Below are 17,204 nucleotides of genomic sequence, written 5' to 3'. Positions count from 1 at the left end.
TTAGCAGCATAAACATAACAAGACGCTAATGTTTTAACCCACGGTGGGATTCAGCACCTCGCAACATGGCTTCAATCAGCTCATGTGCATCAAACTTGGTTAGTGCTTCATTAGCCCCGACTTGATGGGCTTGGCTAACACTAATTTCACTCGATAACGAGGTATGCAAGATAATATAGGCATTGGCTAATGCTGGGGTGTTTTTCACCTCAAAAGCCAGCTCATAGCCATCGAGGCCTGGCATTTCAATATCACTGACCAATAGATCAACTGGATGCCCCGCTTGATGTGCCCGTTCCATAATCGCCAACGCTTCACGGCCATCGGAGGTCACCTGATAAGGAATATTGATGCTATCGAGGGCATCCGAAAGCTGTTTTCGGGCCACCAGAGAATCGTCGACTAACAAGATGTTGAGCGGCTTTAAGATCTCACGCTGTACATCGGTCAAGATAGCGCGTTTGCTTGCCAGACTCAGTGGAAATACTTTAGACAATAGCAATTCAACATCGAGCAACTGCACTAACTTATCGTCGACCCGAGTTACGCCTGTAAGATAAGCATTTTTACCTAAATTAGATGGTGGTGGCTCAATATCACGCCAATTACAATCCATGATTTTATCGATAGAGCGCACTAAAAACCCCATCACCATTCGCTGGCAATCGGTAATAATGATATAGGCATTTTCACGCTCATCTTCACCAATAGGCGCATAGCCAACAGCGGCTGCCATATCGATAATAGGGATGGTATTGCCTCGCACCGTCGCCGCACCAATAATGGTGTGATGGGATTTTGGAATCGCGCTCAGCTTGGTATAGGGCACTAATTCACGGATCTTAAGCGTGCCAAGGGCAAACAGTTGGCTGTGTGACAGTCTAAACAACAATAAGCCTTGAGATTGGCTTGCCTTACTTTTCATAATTTACCGACATCTAGATATGAGCCATTTTTTATGAGCGTACACTACCACACCCACCCACTATTGACGATGTTCAATCTGCAATAATTTGACCTCTATAACTGTGATTCTATCGGCAGTATGCCAATTAAATCAGCCATGAGTTTTCGCCAAAAACTGGCATTGGGCTCACTGTAATAAGTGGTCGACTGACTATCATCAAACCAAACTAACTCGCCCTCTTCGAGCCCAACACGGTAAGCATTTTCACGTAAACTACTGTCAATACCCGCTAATATTAATGAGGCAAATACTTCATCGTTAAAAATAAGACCCAGCTCGGTATTGATCCACGCCGAACGAGGATCAAAATTAAATGACCCAACAAATACAGCATGGGTATCGAGTACAAAGGTCTTTGCATGCAGACTTGAGCGCGAACTGCCCTTCCACGCTGTCGGCCGATGATTAACATCCACCTTCATCTCATAAATATTAACCCCATTTTCCAGCAGTAATTGTCGATAACGCTGATAACCCGCATGAACCGCCAATACATCGGTTGCGGCCAAGCTATTGGTCACAACGGTGACTTTTATTCCGTTTTTCACCGCCGCAATTAAAGCTTCAGAGCCTGACTTTGTGGGCACAAAGTAGGGGGAAACTAACAGTACTTGATGCTTAGCTTGGGCGAGAAAACGCCCCAAATTCGACAATAACCATTGATCTTGTTGGGCCCCAAGCGCTTTTTCAGGTGGATCATAAATTACTTCTGCATCGCCCCAAAACCATGCCATTTGCGTTGTACGGATCTGATCTAATAACTGACTAAACTCAAGACGCTGTAAAAATTCATCATCTTCAAATTGCGCTTGCTGCTGCGCCATATTGGCTTGCGCTTTAGCTACCATACTCGGCGTTACCGGCTTAGTTAAACTGCCGATATCATGCACCACAGAGGCGTTCCAATATAAGTCGAACTGATCCGAGACCTTATCGACCGCCTCACCTATGGTGAGTAGGTCAAAATCGCCAAAATCCACCTCTTTATTTTTTGAAAAATATTCGTTGCCAATATTACGTCCACCAACAATGGTAATGAGATTATCGACAGTTAGAGACTTATTGTGCATACGATGATTAAGGCGAGCAAAGCCAGTTAACATGGCTAAATTACGAAATGTTCTATCGTAACTGGGATTAAACAAGCGTACTTCAATATTGGGATGACTGGCCAAGATCATCAAGCCTTCATCAAGGGTTTTAGTCGTCAAATCATCGAGCAACAATCGAATACGAACACCTCTATCGGCGGCATCGATGAGATACCATACCAGCATACGGCCCGTCTCGTCGGCGCGATAGATATAGTATTGCAAATCAATACTGCGACTCGCTGCATGCACTATGGTTAAACGCGCAATAAATGCATCAATACCAGAGCCTAACGGAAGCACTCCCGTCTGTTCGGGGTGTTGCGCCAATTCACTTTGTAGATATTGATAGAGGGATGATTCTGTTGGGATGGGTAATTTATAACTCGGCGTCTTAGCCACTTCCGGTAGGCTAGATGAACAAGCCGCTAAGGCAAGCAGACAACTTGCTAGCAGTAAATGAAGCAAAATCTTGTTCAACATAAGCCGCCGTAATGTCAGATAATCAGATCAATAGCCTACTGATTAACATAGGCTATGGAGGTCAATCTTGTATAGCATATAGTACGTCAAATGCGAACTGATCCCAGCCCTCTGCACTAAAAGCAATATCACGAATAGCCCGCACTTGGCTGACCGCATGCAGCGGCGCAGCCCCATTGCTCATTAAATAATAGGCCATCAGTAGCGCGGTGCGATCTTTACCTGAGCGGCAATGAATAAGTACAGCAATATCGTCGGCTTCACATTGCTTAATAAACGCCAGCGCTTTAGGCAGTTGTTCGGCACAAACCGCGACATCACCTTCCTGTGGCGGTACATTACGTGAAAAGGGAATACAGGCATAACGAAGGCCGTGATCTTCAAACACCTCAGGCTCACACATCTCACCGCCATTAACCGATAACACGGCGCCGATACCGCCTTGTTTTAACTCGTTAATGTCCCAGTTTTCCTTATTGGGGCCACATCGACCCGCGATTCGTCCTTCTACCAACCAAAAAAGGTGCTGCATAACCCTTCCTTTTATCTACTCATTAACAGAAAACGAATACTTACTATGGCTTATTGTTCCATAGTTGTTCATTGATCTTAGGTAACTTTTTACGCTTTTTTTTACCGGTTCCCGCAGGTTTTGCCGTTGGCTTGTCCATACGAGAGAGGAGTTCTTCTGGCACTTGCTCGTCGGCTTCGAAACCTGGATATTGCTCTCTAGGTAAGCGAATCTTGTTCTTTTTCTCGATGACAGAAAAGTGATGATAGTCTTCATGGCTTATCAGCGAAATCGCTTCACCGGCCTCGCCTGCTCGACCACTGCGCCCAATACGATGCATATAATCGGCTGGACTTCTCGGCAGTTCGTAGTTGATCACCACAGGTAATTTTTCGATATCGATACCACGGGCGGCAATATCGGTCGCGATAAGTACCGTCACTTCTGCACGCTTAAAAGCCTCCAGCAGACGGGTTCGGGTCCCTTGCGCTTTATCGCTATGAAAAACCTCGGCCGTAATACCTTGTTTAGCCAGTTTCTGCGCTACACGATTACAGCTATTTTTGGCACTGGCAAATACCAGCACCTGTGACCAAGCATGGGTCTTAATTAATTCAGCCAGTAATGCGGTTTTACGCTCTCGATTGACAGTAAATACCCGTTGATGGATGGTTTGCGGCTCATCATCTTGCAGCTGGATCTCAACCGGTTGATCTAATAGCGCCGTGGTAAGCTCGCGCACCTCTTCAGGAAACGTCGCCGAAAACAGCAAGGTCTGCTTACGCTTGGGTAACAGGGCTAAGATCTGCTTAAGTTCGTCGTCAAAGCCTAGATTTAACATGCGATCGGCTTCATCGAGTACTAAAGTCTGTACCTTGCTTAGCTTTATTGCGTTGCTAGACACTAAATCGAGTAGTCGCCCTGGCGTCGCAACTAATACGTCAGCGCCACCACGTAAGGCTAGCATCTGGGTATTAACCGATACGCCGCCATAGACTGCTAATACTTTCGCCTTGGGCTCCAGCCCTGCGCCATAACTGATAAAGCTGTCGGCAACCTGCTGTGCCAGCTCACGGGTGGGCACTAAGACTAACGCGCTGACATAATTCCCCCCACTGACACGTTGGCCGCTCAGTTTTTGCAGCAAAGGCAGCGCAAAAGCGGCTGTCTTACCCGATCCAGTATTGGCACCCGCTAAGAGATCGCCCCCCGCTAGCACTACAGGAATAGCCTGCTGCTGCACGGCTGTGGGCTGGGTGTAACCCAACGCGTGCAAGCGTGCTAGCAGTGTTTCATTAAGATTAAGCTGGCTAAAAGTGATAGGACTGGTGGTGCCAGTGACGGAACGGTTTTCTGAGGTCATAACTAAACAGGGTGCCAAAATATTATATAGCCCAATATTGTACTGTAAAAGCATCCAGAAAGCTTACAATTTACCAGCAACACCACCGCGCTCTAGGGTCAATAGTTGCTGTTTTATCGCAAGCCCATAAGCATAACCCGTTAAGGTACCGCTTTTACCTATGATTCGATGACAGGGGATAATAATCGCAATGTGATTCGCGCCGTTAGCGCTGCCCACCGCCCTCACCGCGTTGGGATTATCAATCACATTGGCTATATCGCTATAACTACATGATTTCCCGTAAGGCTGGGTTAACAGTGCTTGCCAAACCTGATGCTGAAACACAGTGCCAACGGGGGCTAACGGCACGGTAAACCCTGTAAGCTTGCCTAAGCAGTATTGCTCTACCTCGCTCTTGGCTTGCTGTAAATGCTCATTGGCTAGCTGCTTATCTGCATCTGTTGCGGCGATTAAGGTGATATCTCTTGCGGTCCAGTTGTCCGCTTCTGTTGGCTTAAAGGTTAAATCAGAAAGGCCAAATCGATTGGCGGCGATGACAATATGGCCCATGTCTGTGGTTATGGTTTGTTTTACGATTGGCATAAAGCTCGCTTCACCATCGTTTTTCGACATCGCTCGATAGTGTTTGACACAAACTAGGCTCATTGCTGGCTCCATAATTGAAATGTTAGATAACTGCCCCAAGGTGAAATTTGGCTGCTAAGACACTCAGTTTGCGCTGAATAATATCGCTGTTGTTCACCTTTAATGACAGCGTCATCAAGATGCTTAGCATTTCCAACTTTAGACAAATTTGCAAGCAGCTGATGCCTCACAACGAGATCACTGGCTAATAAGATGTCGGGTAAACTTAAGCCTCTTAGGCGCACATAATCGACCGTCCAAGGCCCTATTCCCTTAATTGACAACCACTCATCAACTGAAGCATGGGGATGATGTTGAATAAACAGTGCTAACGCCTTTAATGCTGCCTTTCTTGCACTGGGCACCTTGAGACAATCGAGCGATGCGCCAGCGATGACTTCGGCAGTGGGAAAGAGTCTCAGCCGACGCCCCTCAATCATCACCGTCTCACCATAATGATCCACTAATGCCTGCAATAGCGTTACCGATTGCAGCACACTCACCTGTTGCCCCAGCACAGCCCGACACGCCGCCTCAAATGGTGACCACACACCGGGTATGCGAACACCACTATTGATCGCGGGCAAATACTCACTCAGCGCCGCAAGCCGGCTCTCGACCTCAATCAAATCGGCATCTAGAACAACAAGAAAATGAAAAAGCGTTGGTGGTTGAGCAGCTACAAAATCAAATATTAGAGTTGACCAGTAACAATAAAGAATCTCGAGAAACTAATGAGAATCTGCGAACAGAGGTTGCCAAAGCTCAGCTTAAGATTGAGAATAATCAACAGTTTATCGATGAAGTAAGACAGCGAATGGTGAGTGTTGAGGCCGAAGCCAAGGAAAATGAAAATAAGCTGAATGAGCAGTTACGCACGATAAGCAAAGAATACTATCAAGCCTGCCAGGATCTTGCGGTGGCCAGAGAAAAAATCGACGCTAATTATTATTTTCTATATTATTAACTCATTGGTTAAAAAGTCTTTCTATCGTTTTCATTGGTAGAAACATGCGAATGCGTCCATTATGTTCACACAATACTTCAAAGCCAAATTTTGTATAGAATGCCTGTGCTGAATCAGTGAGACAGTCCACGACAATAGCATATGCCCTCATATGGTGGTTAACTTCCCAAAGGTAGTTCAGTGCACGGATTAAACTGACTTTTCCTAGCCCAGAGCCGTGAAATTCCTTATGCACAGCTAACTGAGCTAAAAGAAACACTGGAATTGGGTATCGAGGAAGTTTCTTTGCTAGTTGCGCTGGTAAGGTTTCTCGACTGATTGAGCTAGGCGCAACACTGTAAAATGCACATATTGCAAACTTCTGATTAAGCAATGGCTGAGCACTAGGGAGAATCATTGTTCGACTAATACCTGCTTCCATATGCTTTGCTGCTTGAGTTTTGATAAATGTATTTAGATCTTGCTCACCACAGTCGAATGAGTTGCGGTCGTGATATGATTTACTAAGTTCTACGAACTCTTTACCCCAACTCACTTGATACCGCTCTCATCTGTGAATTTTGCAGCTTCCAACAAAGCTTGATTTGGCGCTTTTGCTTTGTTACAAGCAGCCATAAATGCGTCAAAGACACTATCTTGAACCACGATACTTTCGTACTCCTCAATTACGTGTGTTGCATCTTCGTCCATAAGCCTAACTACATATTCAGTTAAACTTTTCAGACCAAGCAATGCTGATGCCTTTTCTGCTTTCGCTTTTATCTCTGCATCAAGACGGATATCTAAACGTGCTGTTGCCATAACTCCTCCAGTGTACGGACGTATTCCGTAACGACAGAGATTATAGTTCAAACATTGAACACATTCAACTTGTACGGAAAGATTACGGATTATAAAAAGCGTAATAATCTCGATACGACACTGAGATGCATTAATTCGTCGGGAGCTGAGTTCAGATAACTCTTAGTATGTAGTATGGCAAACGCACATTAACAGCATGTGAATGAGTATCTACTTTAGCGAATAAAGGGGCAGAAATGTGTTAGTCCTTAATCCGCTTCCTCACCCAAAGCGCCAAAAAATATCAAACTATATTATTAATGATCAAACACGATTAAGAATTATAAAAGTGCTCTTTGGCTGCCACAGCCGCGCAAATAGGCCTGCAATAGATCCTGGTAGAGAACACCCCGACGAAAAAAAGGCCATCAAAACGCCGATCACGCGACAACCGGGCGCGGCGAAAACTCTCGTTTGTCATTCGGTTATCACAATTCATTGAAGGTAAGCTCCGAGAGATCATCGGTTGGATTGAGCTAACTCTAATCCAAGCGGCAACCTGATACTAGCGGAAAACGGCGCTCAACCTAATACCACAAAACAAAACCCCACACGATATACACTAAGCTTTCTGGCATTCCCCTAGCCTATCGACTGGCCTCCTTGAATAGATCTGTTTTAGTTAACCCTTGATAGACATTAATCATTAAGCTTCTGGTAATATGTGATATTCATAAAAAATTATCACTCATTCTCAGTCTATAAGGACATTAATGTTTAAGTTATTTGAATCTTGGGTTAACGCCTTACCCGATGAGGATCCCCAACAACCGCCAAGGGGTATTTACGCTTTTTGCCGCCATTACACCAAAGGGTTTGAAATTCCCCTAGTATTGATGTCGATTTTAACTGCCGCCTTAGCCATATTAGAAGTCTCGCTCTTCGCCTTTATGGGGGATTTAGTGGATTTATTGGCTAACCACGATCCCGCGACCCTGTTTGAACAACAAGGTGGCAAGCTGCTGATGATGTCAGTGCTGGTTTTGGTGGTCATTCCGACCTTAGTGTTGCTGCATGCGTTAGTGGTATATCAAGGCTTGCTGGGTAACTACCCTATGTCAATTCGTTGGTTAGCCCATCGATATCTGCTCAAACAAAGCGTTTCCTTTTATCAAAATGACTTTGCCGGGCGTATTGCCACTAAAGTGATGCAAACGTCACTGGCCGTACGTGAAACCGTCACCAAATTACTGGATGTACTGGTGTATATCTTGGTTTATTTTTTGTCGATGTTGGTGATCATCGCCGATGCCGATTTTCGCTTAATGTTACCCATGTTAGTCTGGTTAGGCTTGTATATTGGCCTGCAGATCTATTTCTTACCAAAACTAAAAAAAGTGTCGACAGAGCAAGCTGATGCACGTTCATCTATGACAGGACGTATTGTCGATAGTTATACCAATATCGCCACGGTGAAACTGTTTTCCCATACGCAGCAAGAAGCACAATATGCCAAAGAGAGCATGACAGGCTTCCTCGACACGGTTTATAGACAAATGCGCTTAGTTACAGGTATTAACGTGAGCGTGCAGGTGATTAACTACCTGCTGGCCTTTACCATTGCCGCCGTCTCTATTTGGCTTTGGCGTGACAGTGCCATCACCATTGGCGCGATTGCTGTAGCGGTGAGTTTATCCTTACGTTTAAACGGCATGTCCCAGTGGATCATGTGGGAAATTAGCTCACTGTTTGAAAATATCGGTACCGTCGCCGACGGCATGAACACCTTGGCCAAACCCACAGACATTGAAGACAGTGAGCAAGCCAGCGAATTAGAGGTGCGCGAAGGCAAAATCGATTTTGACAACGTCAGTTTTCATTATGGCGAAAAGAGCGGCGTTATCGATGCGCTAAACCTCAATATCAAAGCCGGTGAAAAAGTTGGCTTGGTGGGGCGCTCAGGTGCGGGCAAATCGACCCTAGTTAACCTACTAATGCGCTTTCATGATGTCGAAAAAGGCACGATTGCCATTGACGATCAGGACATCAGATTGGTGACACAAGACTCGCTGCGTTCAAATATTGGTATGGTGACTCAAGACACCTCCCTGCTGCATCGCTCCATCCGTGACAACATTCGCTACGGTAAGCCAGATGCCACAGAAGAGGAGTTAGACAATGCCATCAGGCAGGCACAGGCCTATGACTTTATTAATGAATTAAGCGATCCCGAAGGTAATCATGGGTTAGATGCTCAGGTCGGCGAGCGCGGCGTAAAACTCTCTGGTGGTCAACGCCAACGCATCGCAATTGCAAGAGTATTACTCAAAAATGCACCTATCTTACTGCTCGACGAGGCCACATCGGCATTAGACTCCGAAATTGAAGCGGCGATTCAGGAGAGTTTATATCAGCTGATGGAAGGTAAAACCGTTATCGCCATCGCTCATCGCCTGTCAACGATTGCCGCTATGGACCGACTTATCGTACTGGATCAAGGCAAAATTGTTGAACAAGGCACTCACCAAGCATTGATAGCACAAGGCGGCATTTACGCCCAGCTTTGGGCACATCAAACTGGCGGTTTCTTAGGCATAGATTAAGCCTACACGTTAACCTTAACCTCAACACCCGCCTCTTTGCCTACATACCCAGCAAAGAGGCTTTTTTATGCTTTAGGATTAAGGAGTTACCCTTCCCTTCCCTGCACAGTCTGCTCTCTAGAGTCGGAAATACCGCTTGGCACTTGGGTTATCATCGCCACTATCTGAATCGCCACTATCCGAATCCTGAATCACCACTATCTGAATAGACGAGAACTCAGTAGATACTATCTCAATAGGCTCATTAGCTATCAGTAGTTGACGCGCACCAGAGATCAGCGCTGGTCGCTAACAAGCTGATATGGCCAATGGGTTTAGCTGAAATTAGGAGAGTGTCATCACGTACATTAGCTGAAGACATAAAAATGCCAGAGAATCAGTCAAGACGTCGGAGAGCCAGAGAGTCGAGTCAGGCAAAGGCATAGTGGCCCATGAAGTCTGAATCAAAAATTTAGGCGAAAAAAAACCACCAATTAAGGTGGTTTCTTCCAACGTACAAGACGTTGATTTGGTGGAGCCTAGCGGGATCGAACCGCTGACCTCAACACTGCCAGTGTTGCGCTCTCCCAGCTGAGCTAAGGCCCCAAATTCACGTTACTATATATGAAAACCATAGATAACACAAAAGGTTAAATAGTGGTATCCCATAGGGGATTCGAACCCCTGTTACCGCCGTGAAAGGGCGGTGTCCTAGGCCTCTAGACGAATGGGACACTGTTGGCACGTTATACTCTGTACCGAGTGAATACTCGTTGAAGCCAGTAGGCTATCGCTTCAACGCTATCGAATCGTTAACTTGTCAGTCAACCACTCAAAAAGTGGTATCCCATAGGGGATTCGAACCCCTGTTACCGCCGTGAAAGGGCGGTGTCCTAGGCCTCTAGACGAATGGGACACTGTTGGCACGTTATACTCTGTACCGAGTGAATACTCGTTAAAGCCAGTAGGCTATCGCTTCAACGCTATCGAATCGTCAACTTGTCAGTCAACCACTCAAAAAGTGGTATCCCATAGGGGATTCGAACCCCTGTTACCGCCGTGAAAGGGCGGTGTCCTAGGCCTCTAGACGAATGGGACACTGTTGGCACGTTATACTCTGTACCGAGTGAATACTCGTTAAAGCCAGTAGGCTATCGCTTCAACGCTATCGAATCGTCAACTTGTCAGTCAACCACTCAAAAAGTGGTATCCCATAGGGGATTCGAACCCCTGTTACCGCCGTGAAAGGGCGGTGTCCTAGGCCTCTAGACGAATGGGACACTGTTGGCACGTTATACTCTGTACCGAGTGAATACTCGTTAAAGCCAGTAGGCTATCGCTTCAACGCTATCGAATCGTCAACTTATTAGTCAACCACTCAAAAAGTGGTATCCCATAGGGGATTCGAACCCCTGTTACCGCCGTGAAAGGGCGGTGTCCTAGGCCTCTAGACGAATGGGACACTGTTGGTACGTTATACTCTGTACCGAGTGAATACTCGTTGAAGCCAGTAGGCTATCGCTTCAACGCTATCGAATCGTCAACTTGTCAGTCAACCACTCAAAAAGTGGTATCCCATAGGGGATTCGAACCCCTGTTACCGCCGTGAAAGGGCGGTGTCCTAGGCCTCTAGACGAATGGGACACTGTTGGTACGTTATACTCTGTACCGAGTGAATACTCGTTAAAGCCAGTAGGCTATCGCTTCAACGCTATCGAATCGTTAACTTGTCAGTCAACCACTCAAAAAGTGGTATCCCATAGGGGATTCGAACCCCTGTTACCGCCGTGAAAGGGCGGTGTCCTAGGCCTCTAGACGAATGGGACACTGTTGGCACGTTATACTCTGTACCGAGTGAATACTCATTAATGTCTGTAGGCTAAACATCAATGCTAGGTGATACGTTAGACTCTGTATCGAGTGAATACTCATTGATGCCTGTAGGCGCTCTTGCTAACCAAGAATACAATGCTTTGATAAAGTAGATGGTGGAGCCTAGCGGGATCGAACCGCTGACCTCAACACTGCCAGTGTTGCGCTCTCCCAGCTGAGCTAAGGCCCCTTACCTAACTTATCACCTTTGAGTGCACTGCAAGCATTTGCTACGCTGTGTCCCAACTGCGAGGCGCATTCTATGCAGCACACCCAAAAGTGTCAACTCGTTTTTTAGGAATTTATTCTATTTGCTACAAATTCAATCGCTTTGGAGATTCTTTGCTCACAACGAGCCTTGCCAACGAGGAATAAGGTTAAATCAACAGCAGGTGACATACCCGCACCGGTTACGGCAACACGCAGTGGCATACCGACCTTACCCATACCAACGTCTAATTCAGTCGCGGTATCTTCTATCGCTTGGTGTATTCCTTCCAAAGTCCACTCTGGTAATGCGGCTAATTTTTGCTGAACCAGTTGTAATGGCTCCAGCGCCACACCACGAAGATGCTTTTTAGCGGCAGTTTCATCGAACTCAGCAAAGTCTTCATAGAAGTAACGACTAGACGCCGCTAACTCTTTAAGGGTCTTAGCTCGCTCAGCCAACGCGGTAACCACATCAGCGAGTGCAGGACCATTACTGGTATCGATGTTTTGATCAGCCATATGCCATTCAAGATGCTTAGCTACATATTCTGGTGCAAGCTCTTTCATATAATGCTGGTTTAACCAAATAAGTTTATCGGTATTAAAAGCCGAAGCCGCTTTATTGATATCCTCGAGCTTAAACAGTTGCTTCATCTCATCGATAGAAAACACTTCTTGGTCGCCATGAGACCAGCCTAGACGCACTAAATAGTTAAGCAATGCTTCAGGTAAGAAACCGTCATCACGATACTGCATCACCCCTACTGCACCATGGCGCTTAGATAGCTTGGCACCATCATCGCCCAAAATCATCGCCACATGCGCATATTCTGGGATAGGTGCACCCAAAGCTTTAAGGATGTTGATTTGACGAGGGGTGTTATTAATGTGGTCTTCACCACGCACAACACAAGTGATACCCATATCCCAGTCATCAACCACAACACAGAAGTTATAAGTCGGCGTACCGTCAGTACGTGCGATGATGAGATCATCGAGCAGCTGATTAGAGATTTCGATACGACCACGAACATGATCATCAAAGACTACGCTGCCTTCAGTCGGGTTTTTAAAACGAATAACAAAAGGCTCGTCAGTGTCTCGTGGCGCCTTATCACGACAGTAGCCGTCATATTTTTGTTGCTCACCCTTGGCCGCTTGCTCTTCACGCATAGATTCAATACGTTCACGGGTGCAGTAACACTTATACGCAGTGCCCTGCTCTAGCATCTGAGCAATAATTTCGTTGTAACGGTCAAAACGCTTAGTTTGGTAGTATGGACCTTCATCCCAATTAAGCCCCAACCACTGCATGCCTTCTAATATGGCTTCGCATGCTTCAGGTGTTGAACGCTCAATATCGGTATCTTCGATACGTAAAACAAATTCACCTTGGTTAGCACGGGCATATAGCCATGAATAAAGTGCAGTACGAGCACCACCTACATGTAAAAAGCCGGTAGGACTTGGAGCGAAACGCGTCTTAGTCGTCATAATGGGACATAAACCTATTGTCGAAAGTCTAGAGTAGACTGAACTATTAATGTGGGGGCTATTCTAACAGCCAAATCCACTAAGAGAAAATACTCTGCATCATATCATCGTGATAAGCCATCATCGACAGCCACCACAAGGCTGCCACAAACTAAATGTACACTTGGTGCCTTTAATCATTAATATTGGAGCCACTCATTTAAGGTAAGCGTAAGGTAAGCGCATTTATACTTTATACAGGACATTAATCTAATGAGTATTGAAACAGACTAATAGATTCGCTTTGATACCCAAAAAGCAATTATTGAGCAGTATCGGTCAATGACCTCTCGAATCTAGCAATTAAAAACGCTAACTCGACTTACCTTAAACTGGACTATGGTAACGGCTCCCAATAAAGAACCTCAGTAGCACAAGGTTATGCTGCCTCTAAAAGCCAAGGCTTTATCTATAGCAAGTTGAATTGCTTCCAGTGATTCAATGAGACCCCCTAACACAACAGACAATATTTAATCGCTTCAAGCTGATGTAAGCCCCCTCTCTGTTTAACATTAACGCAGTCCGCACAAATTTGAACCGGACTAACGTTTTTATCGAAAAAAGCGTTGACACTCGATCAACGCTCCCTATAATACGGCCCCACACAGCGAGGTCGATTAGCTCAGCTGGGAGAGCACCTCCCTTACAAGGAGGGGGTCACTGGTTCGAGCCCAGTATCGACCACCATTCTTTTCATAAAGAATTAAAACATTATGAAATCCCAGGTCGATTAGCTCAGCTGGGAGAGCACCTCCCTTACAAGGAGGGGGTCACTGGTTCGAGCCCAGTATCGACCACCATTCTTTTCATAGAGAATTAAAACATTATGAAATCCCAGGTCGATTAGCTCAGCTGGGAGAGCACCTCCCTTACAAGGAGGGGGTCACTGGTTCGAGCCCAGTATCGACCACCATTCTTTTCATAAAGAATTAAAACATTATGAAATCCCAGGTCGATTAGCTCAGCTGGGAGAGCACCTCCCTTACAAGGAGGGGGTCACTGGTTCGAGCCCAGTATCGACCACCATTCTTTTCATAGAGAATTAAAACATTATGAAATCCCAGGTCGATTAGCTCAGCTGGGAGAGCACCTCCCTTACAAGGAGGGGGTCACTGGTTCGAGCCCAGTATCGACCACCATTCTTCTCATAAAGAATTAAAACATTATGAAATCCCAGGTCGATTAGCTCAGCTGGGAGAGCACCTCCCTTACAAGGAGGGGGTCACTGGTTCGAGCCCAGTATCGACCACCATATTTCCTCTTATGCATTACAATTCCCCTATTTAGAATTAATCAGCCTATTCGCCATAAGTTTTGGCCAAAATTGACCATTGCTAAACGACTCACCTCGACTATTCTTCAATGATATTGAGATTAAAACCCGATGAGTATTGGTGGTTCTTATGGCCGAAATCACACAGTCAGCCTCGCTTGCAAGTATCGCAGCCTATTTAAAACTCACCAATGAGTGTGATGAGCAGCAAGCTATGGTTGAAGCTAAAGAAGTCATGCAAAATTTGGTCGCTATGCGGCAAAAAGGCTTTATTACAGGCTGGTATTTTGATGCTCATGGCCATTTAGAATTATTACCTAGTGATGCAATCCTGAAACGAATTGAACCAATAAAATAATACGGCGACCCTTCTTGGCTAGTATTGATTTACACGGCCTCACAAACCACCAATATTAGTCTCCACCAAGTTGAATCAGTACTCTATTTATTGATGAGATAATCGGGTTATGCCTAGAGTAATTAAGCTAACAAGTGAGTCTAATCATCCAGTGATAACATTCTAGTTGTACCTGATAATCATCAAGAATAAGCAGATATTTACTCCTATGATTAATACCGCAGATGGTTATTCCCCGCTATCGTTTCCCCTATGATTTGCGCCTAAGTAAGCTTAATCCGCAAATAAGGTAACAGCCTTGCTAACATCTCTTTGCATTTGCTTAAAAAGGGGGTCTTACATGATCCCTTTCCCTCCTCAGGCTCACTTTTTTTATCTCAAGTGGCTAGCACGTCATAAGCCTATTATTCCATTGACAATATCACTCTGAGCCAACTCAGTTTAGCGCGTCATGGTTACGTGATCTGCCAACCAATTCATGAATACGAAAACCGACCGAGTTTACATTGCAAGTGCGCTATCCATATGCCTGTTGATTAATGGGTCATTTTCCACCCATTCAAACAAATTTAACCGGCGAGATTTGCCCCATTCTTAATGACACTTAACCTCTTGTCAAAATGCAACCTGTTGAGATCTTTGTATTTACCAATAAATAACATTTGTGGCCTACTCCTTGCCTATACTTCCTTATTAAGTTCGTCAGTAAACTCAACCTCTATGGCCTATAAAGCCAAAAGGATTAATAACATAAGGGAAAATAGCATGAGTATATCTAACACCTTTTTCACCCGACACTCACTTAAGCAACTGCTTAGGCTGACCTCTGTAGTGACCCTATTAAGCGCCAGCTTATCGGTTTCTGCCGCCCCAGTAGAGATTAAATTCTCTCACGTGGTTGCCGAGAACACACCAAAAGGCCAAATGGCTCTTAAGTTTAAAGCCTTAGTTGAAGAGCGACTCCCTGGCGAGCGGTGTTTTTCAAGGTAGTTGGCACTCTTTACTTAAATTTTAAGCTGCATTTCTTGTTTCAGTTTCAGACTCTTTTTTTGGGTTCAACACTACCTCACCGATAACGTCACAGTTCCTTATACCGTTTGGCCAGCGTTTAGGGTTTCTTGATCTTGCCTCTTCTAGTACCTCCTTACGCTTAGATAAAATCGCTTTATCTTGCATCGCATGTCGCTCACTCGGTGATACAAAATTGAGCTTACTGTGCTTATGTTTGGTATTGTACCAAGTCACAAACTCTTCTACCCATTCCCGTGCCTCGGTGATGTTTTTAAAGCCAGAGCTAGGCCATTCCGGCCGATACTTTAAGGTTCTGAATAATGCTTCGGAGTAAGGATTGTCATTGCTTACGCTTGGTCTACTTAACGAAGCGGTAACACCTAACTCTTCAAGCTTGGCTTTCATCGTCAATGACTTCATCGGAGCACCGTTATCAGAGTGCAGTACTAACGGTTTTTTGAAGCATTGCTCACGTAGCATATTGCGCTGCATTAACTCGGCCGCTAGCTCACCACATTCTCGGTCATGGACTTCATAACCCACTATCTTACGGCTATAAATATCCTCAAACATATACAGATAATAAAAGCGCCCTTTGATGACCGAGGCTAAATAAGTAATATCCCAAGACCATACTTTGTTTGGCCCATCTGCAACGTAAGCATCTGGTTTGCTTCTTTTTGTTACGCCTTGGCTTCGCCCACGCCGATTTAATTGTTCATTGGCTTTTAACACTCGATAAAAACTCGACTCTGAAGCGATATAGACCCCCTCATCAAGCAGTGTCGGCACGATTTGTGAGGGAGGTAGGCTTGCAAACCTTACCTCATTAGAGGTTGCCAATATCTGCTCTTGCTCATCATCATTAAGCTTGTTAGCAGGCGCCCGTCTTACTGCCGTAGGCCTTAAATCTGCCTGCACTTTTCCTGCTCGATACCAGCGGCGATACGTCCGTTTACTTAACTCTGCTTCAGCGCAAGCTTTGTAAAGACGCGCACCGTGGGCATAAGCTTCTTGTATTAAATCCACCAGTGTTATGCGCTTAGGCAAAGGCGTTAACTCTCCTCGCTGTCGTCCTCCCAAAGCGCATTGAGCTTTTTTCTAAGCACCAGTAAAGCCGCAGCTTCAGCGAGTGCCTTCTCCTTATAACGTAATTCTCGTTGCAGGTATTTTATTTCTGCCTTGTCTGATTTGGCTTGCTGCTTAATCGTTTTAGCTTGAACTTCACTCGTCTTAAAACCACCTAAACAATCTTGTTTCCACTGCTGAACTTGTTCTCGAAACAAGCCTTTTTCTCGGCAATATTGGCTGATTTCAGTTTCTGACATTGGTGCTGTTTCAATGAGAACTGCAAACTTAGCTTCAGCTGACCAATCATTACTGGTTAATGTTTTACCTGGCACAGGGCGACCCTCTTTTTTGGCTTTATCTCGCCAATGATACAGGGTTTGGTAGGAGATCCCCTCACTGCGAGCCACTTCCGTGACCGTCATATTGTGGGGAGGTAATAATTTCTTTAAGACAGCGTCTTTACGTTCAGGTGAATATCGTGCCATTGAGCTCTCATTGACCGCCC

At 45.4% G+C, this 17,204-nt stretch carries 14 protein-coding genes, 15 tRNA genes and 1 pseudogene; 10 read left to right on the top strand and 20 right to left on the bottom strand.

Features of this window, described 5'->3' with window-relative positions; all coding sequences use genetic code 11:
• Window positions 1-25: 25 nt before the first annotated feature.
• The 6 genes from AC0VXX_RS06220 to AC0VXX_RS06195 all read right to left on the bottom strand — a co-directional run bounded on the left by AC0VXX_RS06220 (window position 26) and on the right by AC0VXX_RS06195 (window position 5,671).
• On the bottom strand, window positions 26-925 hold the full coding sequence (locus tag AC0VXX_RS06220) for a chemotaxis protein CheV (protein WP_475516378.1): 900 nt from the start codon (window positions 923-925) through the stop codon (window positions 26-28).
• Window positions 926-1,020: 95 nt separating this feature from the next.
• Window positions 1,021-2,541, bottom strand: coding sequence for a phospholipase D family protein (locus tag AC0VXX_RS06215; RefSeq protein ID WP_475516377.1), 1,521 nt, complete (start codon window positions 2,539-2,541; stop codon window positions 1,021-1,023).
• A gap of 61 nt (window positions 2,542-2,602) precedes the next feature.
• Complete coding sequence (locus AC0VXX_RS06210) at window positions 2,603-3,073, bottom strand: phosphatase domain-containing protein (RefSeq protein WP_475516376.1); 471 nt, start codon at window positions 3,071-3,073, stop codon at window positions 2,603-2,605.
• A gap of 43 nt (window positions 3,074-3,116) precedes the next feature.
• Window positions 3,117-4,415, bottom strand: a complete 1,299-nt coding sequence (locus tag AC0VXX_RS06205) for a DEAD/DEAH box helicase (RefSeq protein ID WP_475516375.1) — start codon at window positions 4,413-4,415, stop codon at window positions 3,117-3,119.
• Between the two features lie 63 nt (window positions 4,416-4,478).
• Entirely contained in the window at window positions 4,479-5,063 is a 585-nt protein-coding gene (locus AC0VXX_RS06200) for a methylated-DNA--[protein]-cysteine S-methyltransferase (RefSeq protein WP_475516374.1), read from the bottom strand.
• Window positions 5,060-5,671: a DNA-3-methyladenine glycosylase family protein gene (locus AC0VXX_RS06195; protein ID WP_475516373.1), complete on the bottom strand. Its 612-nt coding sequence runs from the start codon at window positions 5,669-5,671 to the stop codon at window positions 5,060-5,062. Before AC0VXX_RS06195 ends, AC0VXX_RS06200 begins: the two co-directional genes overlap by 4 nt.
• A 38-nt stretch (window positions 5,672-5,709) precedes the next feature.
• On the opposite strand from AC0VXX_RS06195, the gene AC0VXX_RS06190 reads away from it, so the two are divergent.
• Window positions 5,710-6,009, top strand: coding sequence for a hypothetical protein (locus tag AC0VXX_RS06190; protein WP_475516372.1), 300 nt, complete (start codon window positions 5,710-5,712; stop codon window positions 6,007-6,009).
• A gap of 1 nt (window position 6,010) precedes the next feature.
• On the opposite strand, the gene AC0VXX_RS06185 is transcribed toward AC0VXX_RS06190, so the two are convergent.
• The 3 genes from AC0VXX_RS06185 to AC0VXX_RS06175 all read right to left on the bottom strand — a co-directional run bounded on the left by AC0VXX_RS06185 (window position 6,011) and on the right by AC0VXX_RS06175 (window position 7,270).
• Entirely contained in the window at window positions 6,011-6,544 is a 534-nt protein-coding gene (locus tag AC0VXX_RS06185; RefSeq protein ID WP_475516371.1) for a GNAT family N-acetyltransferase, read from the bottom strand.
• On the bottom strand, window positions 6,541-6,810 hold the full coding sequence (locus AC0VXX_RS06180; protein WP_475516370.1) for a type II toxin-antitoxin system TacA family antitoxin: 270 nt from the start codon (window positions 6,808-6,810) through the stop codon (window positions 6,541-6,543). The genes AC0VXX_RS06185 and AC0VXX_RS06180 overlap by 4 nt, the downstream gene beginning before the upstream one ends.
• Before the next feature lie 313 nt (window positions 6,811-7,123).
• Window positions 7,124-7,270 carry an Ada metal-binding domain-containing protein gene (locus AC0VXX_RS06175; protein WP_475516949.1) on the bottom strand — a complete coding sequence of 49 codons (147 nt, stop codon included), beginning with the start codon at window positions 7,268-7,270 and terminating at the stop codon, window positions 7,124-7,126.
• A 292-nt stretch (window positions 7,271-7,562) separates the two neighbouring features.
• On the opposite strand from AC0VXX_RS06175, the gene AC0VXX_RS06170 reads away from it, so the two are divergent.
• Window positions 7,563-9,392, top strand: coding sequence for an ABC transporter ATP-binding protein (locus tag AC0VXX_RS06170; RefSeq protein ID WP_475516369.1), 1,830 nt, complete (start codon window positions 7,563-7,565; stop codon window positions 9,390-9,392).
• Between the two features lie 509 nt (window positions 9,393-9,901).
• On the opposite strand, the gene AC0VXX_RS06165 is transcribed toward AC0VXX_RS06170, so the two are convergent.
• The 10 genes from AC0VXX_RS06165 to gltX all read right to left on the bottom strand — a co-directional run bounded on the left by AC0VXX_RS06165 (window position 9,902) and on the right by gltX (window position 12,947).
• Window positions 9,902-9,977 (bottom strand) — tRNA-Ala (locus AC0VXX_RS06165).
• A 52-nt stretch (window positions 9,978-10,029) separates the two neighbouring features.
• Window positions 10,030-10,105 (bottom strand) — tRNA-Glu (locus AC0VXX_RS06160).
• Window positions 10,106-10,211: 106 nt separating this feature from the next.
• Window positions 10,212-10,287 (bottom strand) — tRNA-Glu (locus AC0VXX_RS06155).
• Window positions 10,288-10,393: 106 nt separating this feature from the next.
• Window positions 10,394-10,469, bottom strand: a tRNA-Glu gene (locus tag AC0VXX_RS06150).
• 106 nt (window positions 10,470-10,575) lie between these two features.
• A tRNA-Glu gene (locus AC0VXX_RS06145) sits at window positions 10,576-10,651 on the bottom strand.
• 106 nt (window positions 10,652-10,757) lie between these two features.
• Window positions 10,758-10,833: transfer RNA gene (locus AC0VXX_RS06140), tRNA-Glu, on the bottom strand.
• Between the two features lie 106 nt (window positions 10,834-10,939).
• Window positions 10,940-11,015 (bottom strand) — tRNA-Glu (locus tag AC0VXX_RS06135).
• Between the two features lie 106 nt (window positions 11,016-11,121).
• Window positions 11,122-11,197 (bottom strand) — tRNA-Glu (locus AC0VXX_RS06130).
• Window positions 11,198-11,357: 160 nt separating this feature from the next.
• A tRNA-Ala gene (locus tag AC0VXX_RS06125) sits at window positions 11,358-11,433 on the bottom strand.
• A gap of 104 nt (window positions 11,434-11,537) precedes the next feature.
• Entirely contained in the window at window positions 11,538-12,947 is a 1,410-nt protein-coding gene (gltX, locus tag AC0VXX_RS06120; RefSeq protein ID WP_475516368.1) for a glutamate--tRNA ligase, read from the bottom strand.
• A 650-nt stretch (window positions 12,948-13,597) separates the two neighbouring features.
• Here gltX and AC0VXX_RS06115 point away from each other — a divergent pair.
• The 8 genes and pseudogenes from AC0VXX_RS06115 to AC0VXX_RS06080 all read left to right on the top strand — a co-directional run.
• A tRNA-Val gene (locus tag AC0VXX_RS06115) sits at window positions 13,598-13,673 on the top strand.
• Between the two features lie 37 nt (window positions 13,674-13,710).
• Window positions 13,711-13,786 (top strand) — tRNA-Val (locus tag AC0VXX_RS06110).
• Window positions 13,787-13,823: 37 nt separating this feature from the next.
• Window positions 13,824-13,899: transfer RNA gene (locus AC0VXX_RS06105), tRNA-Val, on the top strand.
• Window positions 13,900-13,936: 37 nt separating this feature from the next.
• Window positions 13,937-14,012, top strand: a tRNA-Val gene (locus AC0VXX_RS06100).
• Between the two features lie 37 nt (window positions 14,013-14,049).
• Window positions 14,050-14,125 (top strand) — tRNA-Val (locus AC0VXX_RS06095).
• A gap of 37 nt (window positions 14,126-14,162) precedes the next feature.
• Window positions 14,163-14,238 (top strand) — tRNA-Val (locus AC0VXX_RS06090).
• A 151-nt stretch (window positions 14,239-14,389) separates the two neighbouring features.
• Complete coding sequence (locus AC0VXX_RS06085) at window positions 14,390-14,617, top strand: hypothetical protein (protein WP_475516367.1); 228 nt, start codon at window positions 14,390-14,392, stop codon at window positions 14,615-14,617.
• 765 nt (window positions 14,618-15,382) lie between these two features.
• Window positions 15,383-15,589: pseudogene (locus AC0VXX_RS06080) on the top strand (C4-dicarboxylate ABC transporter); the annotation flags it as partial.
• A gap of 39 nt (window positions 15,590-15,628) precedes the next feature.
• Here the strand turns inward: AC0VXX_RS06080 and AC0VXX_RS06075 are convergent.
• Window positions 15,629-17,184 (bottom strand): IS3 family transposase gene (locus tag AC0VXX_RS06075; RefSeq protein ID WP_475514037.1). Its coding sequence is split into 2 segments (ribosomal slippage): window positions 15,629-16,731 and window positions 16,731-17,184, totalling 1,557 coding nucleotides; the frame shifts between segments, so codons are not numbered across the junction.
• Window positions 17,185-17,204 lie beyond the last annotated feature (20 nt).

It is taken from the genome of Shewanella sp. QJM3NY_23, assembly GCF_056173105.1.
The sequence above is the reverse complement of the archived record's forward strand: the minus strand, read 5'-3'. Positions and strand labels throughout refer to the sequence as shown.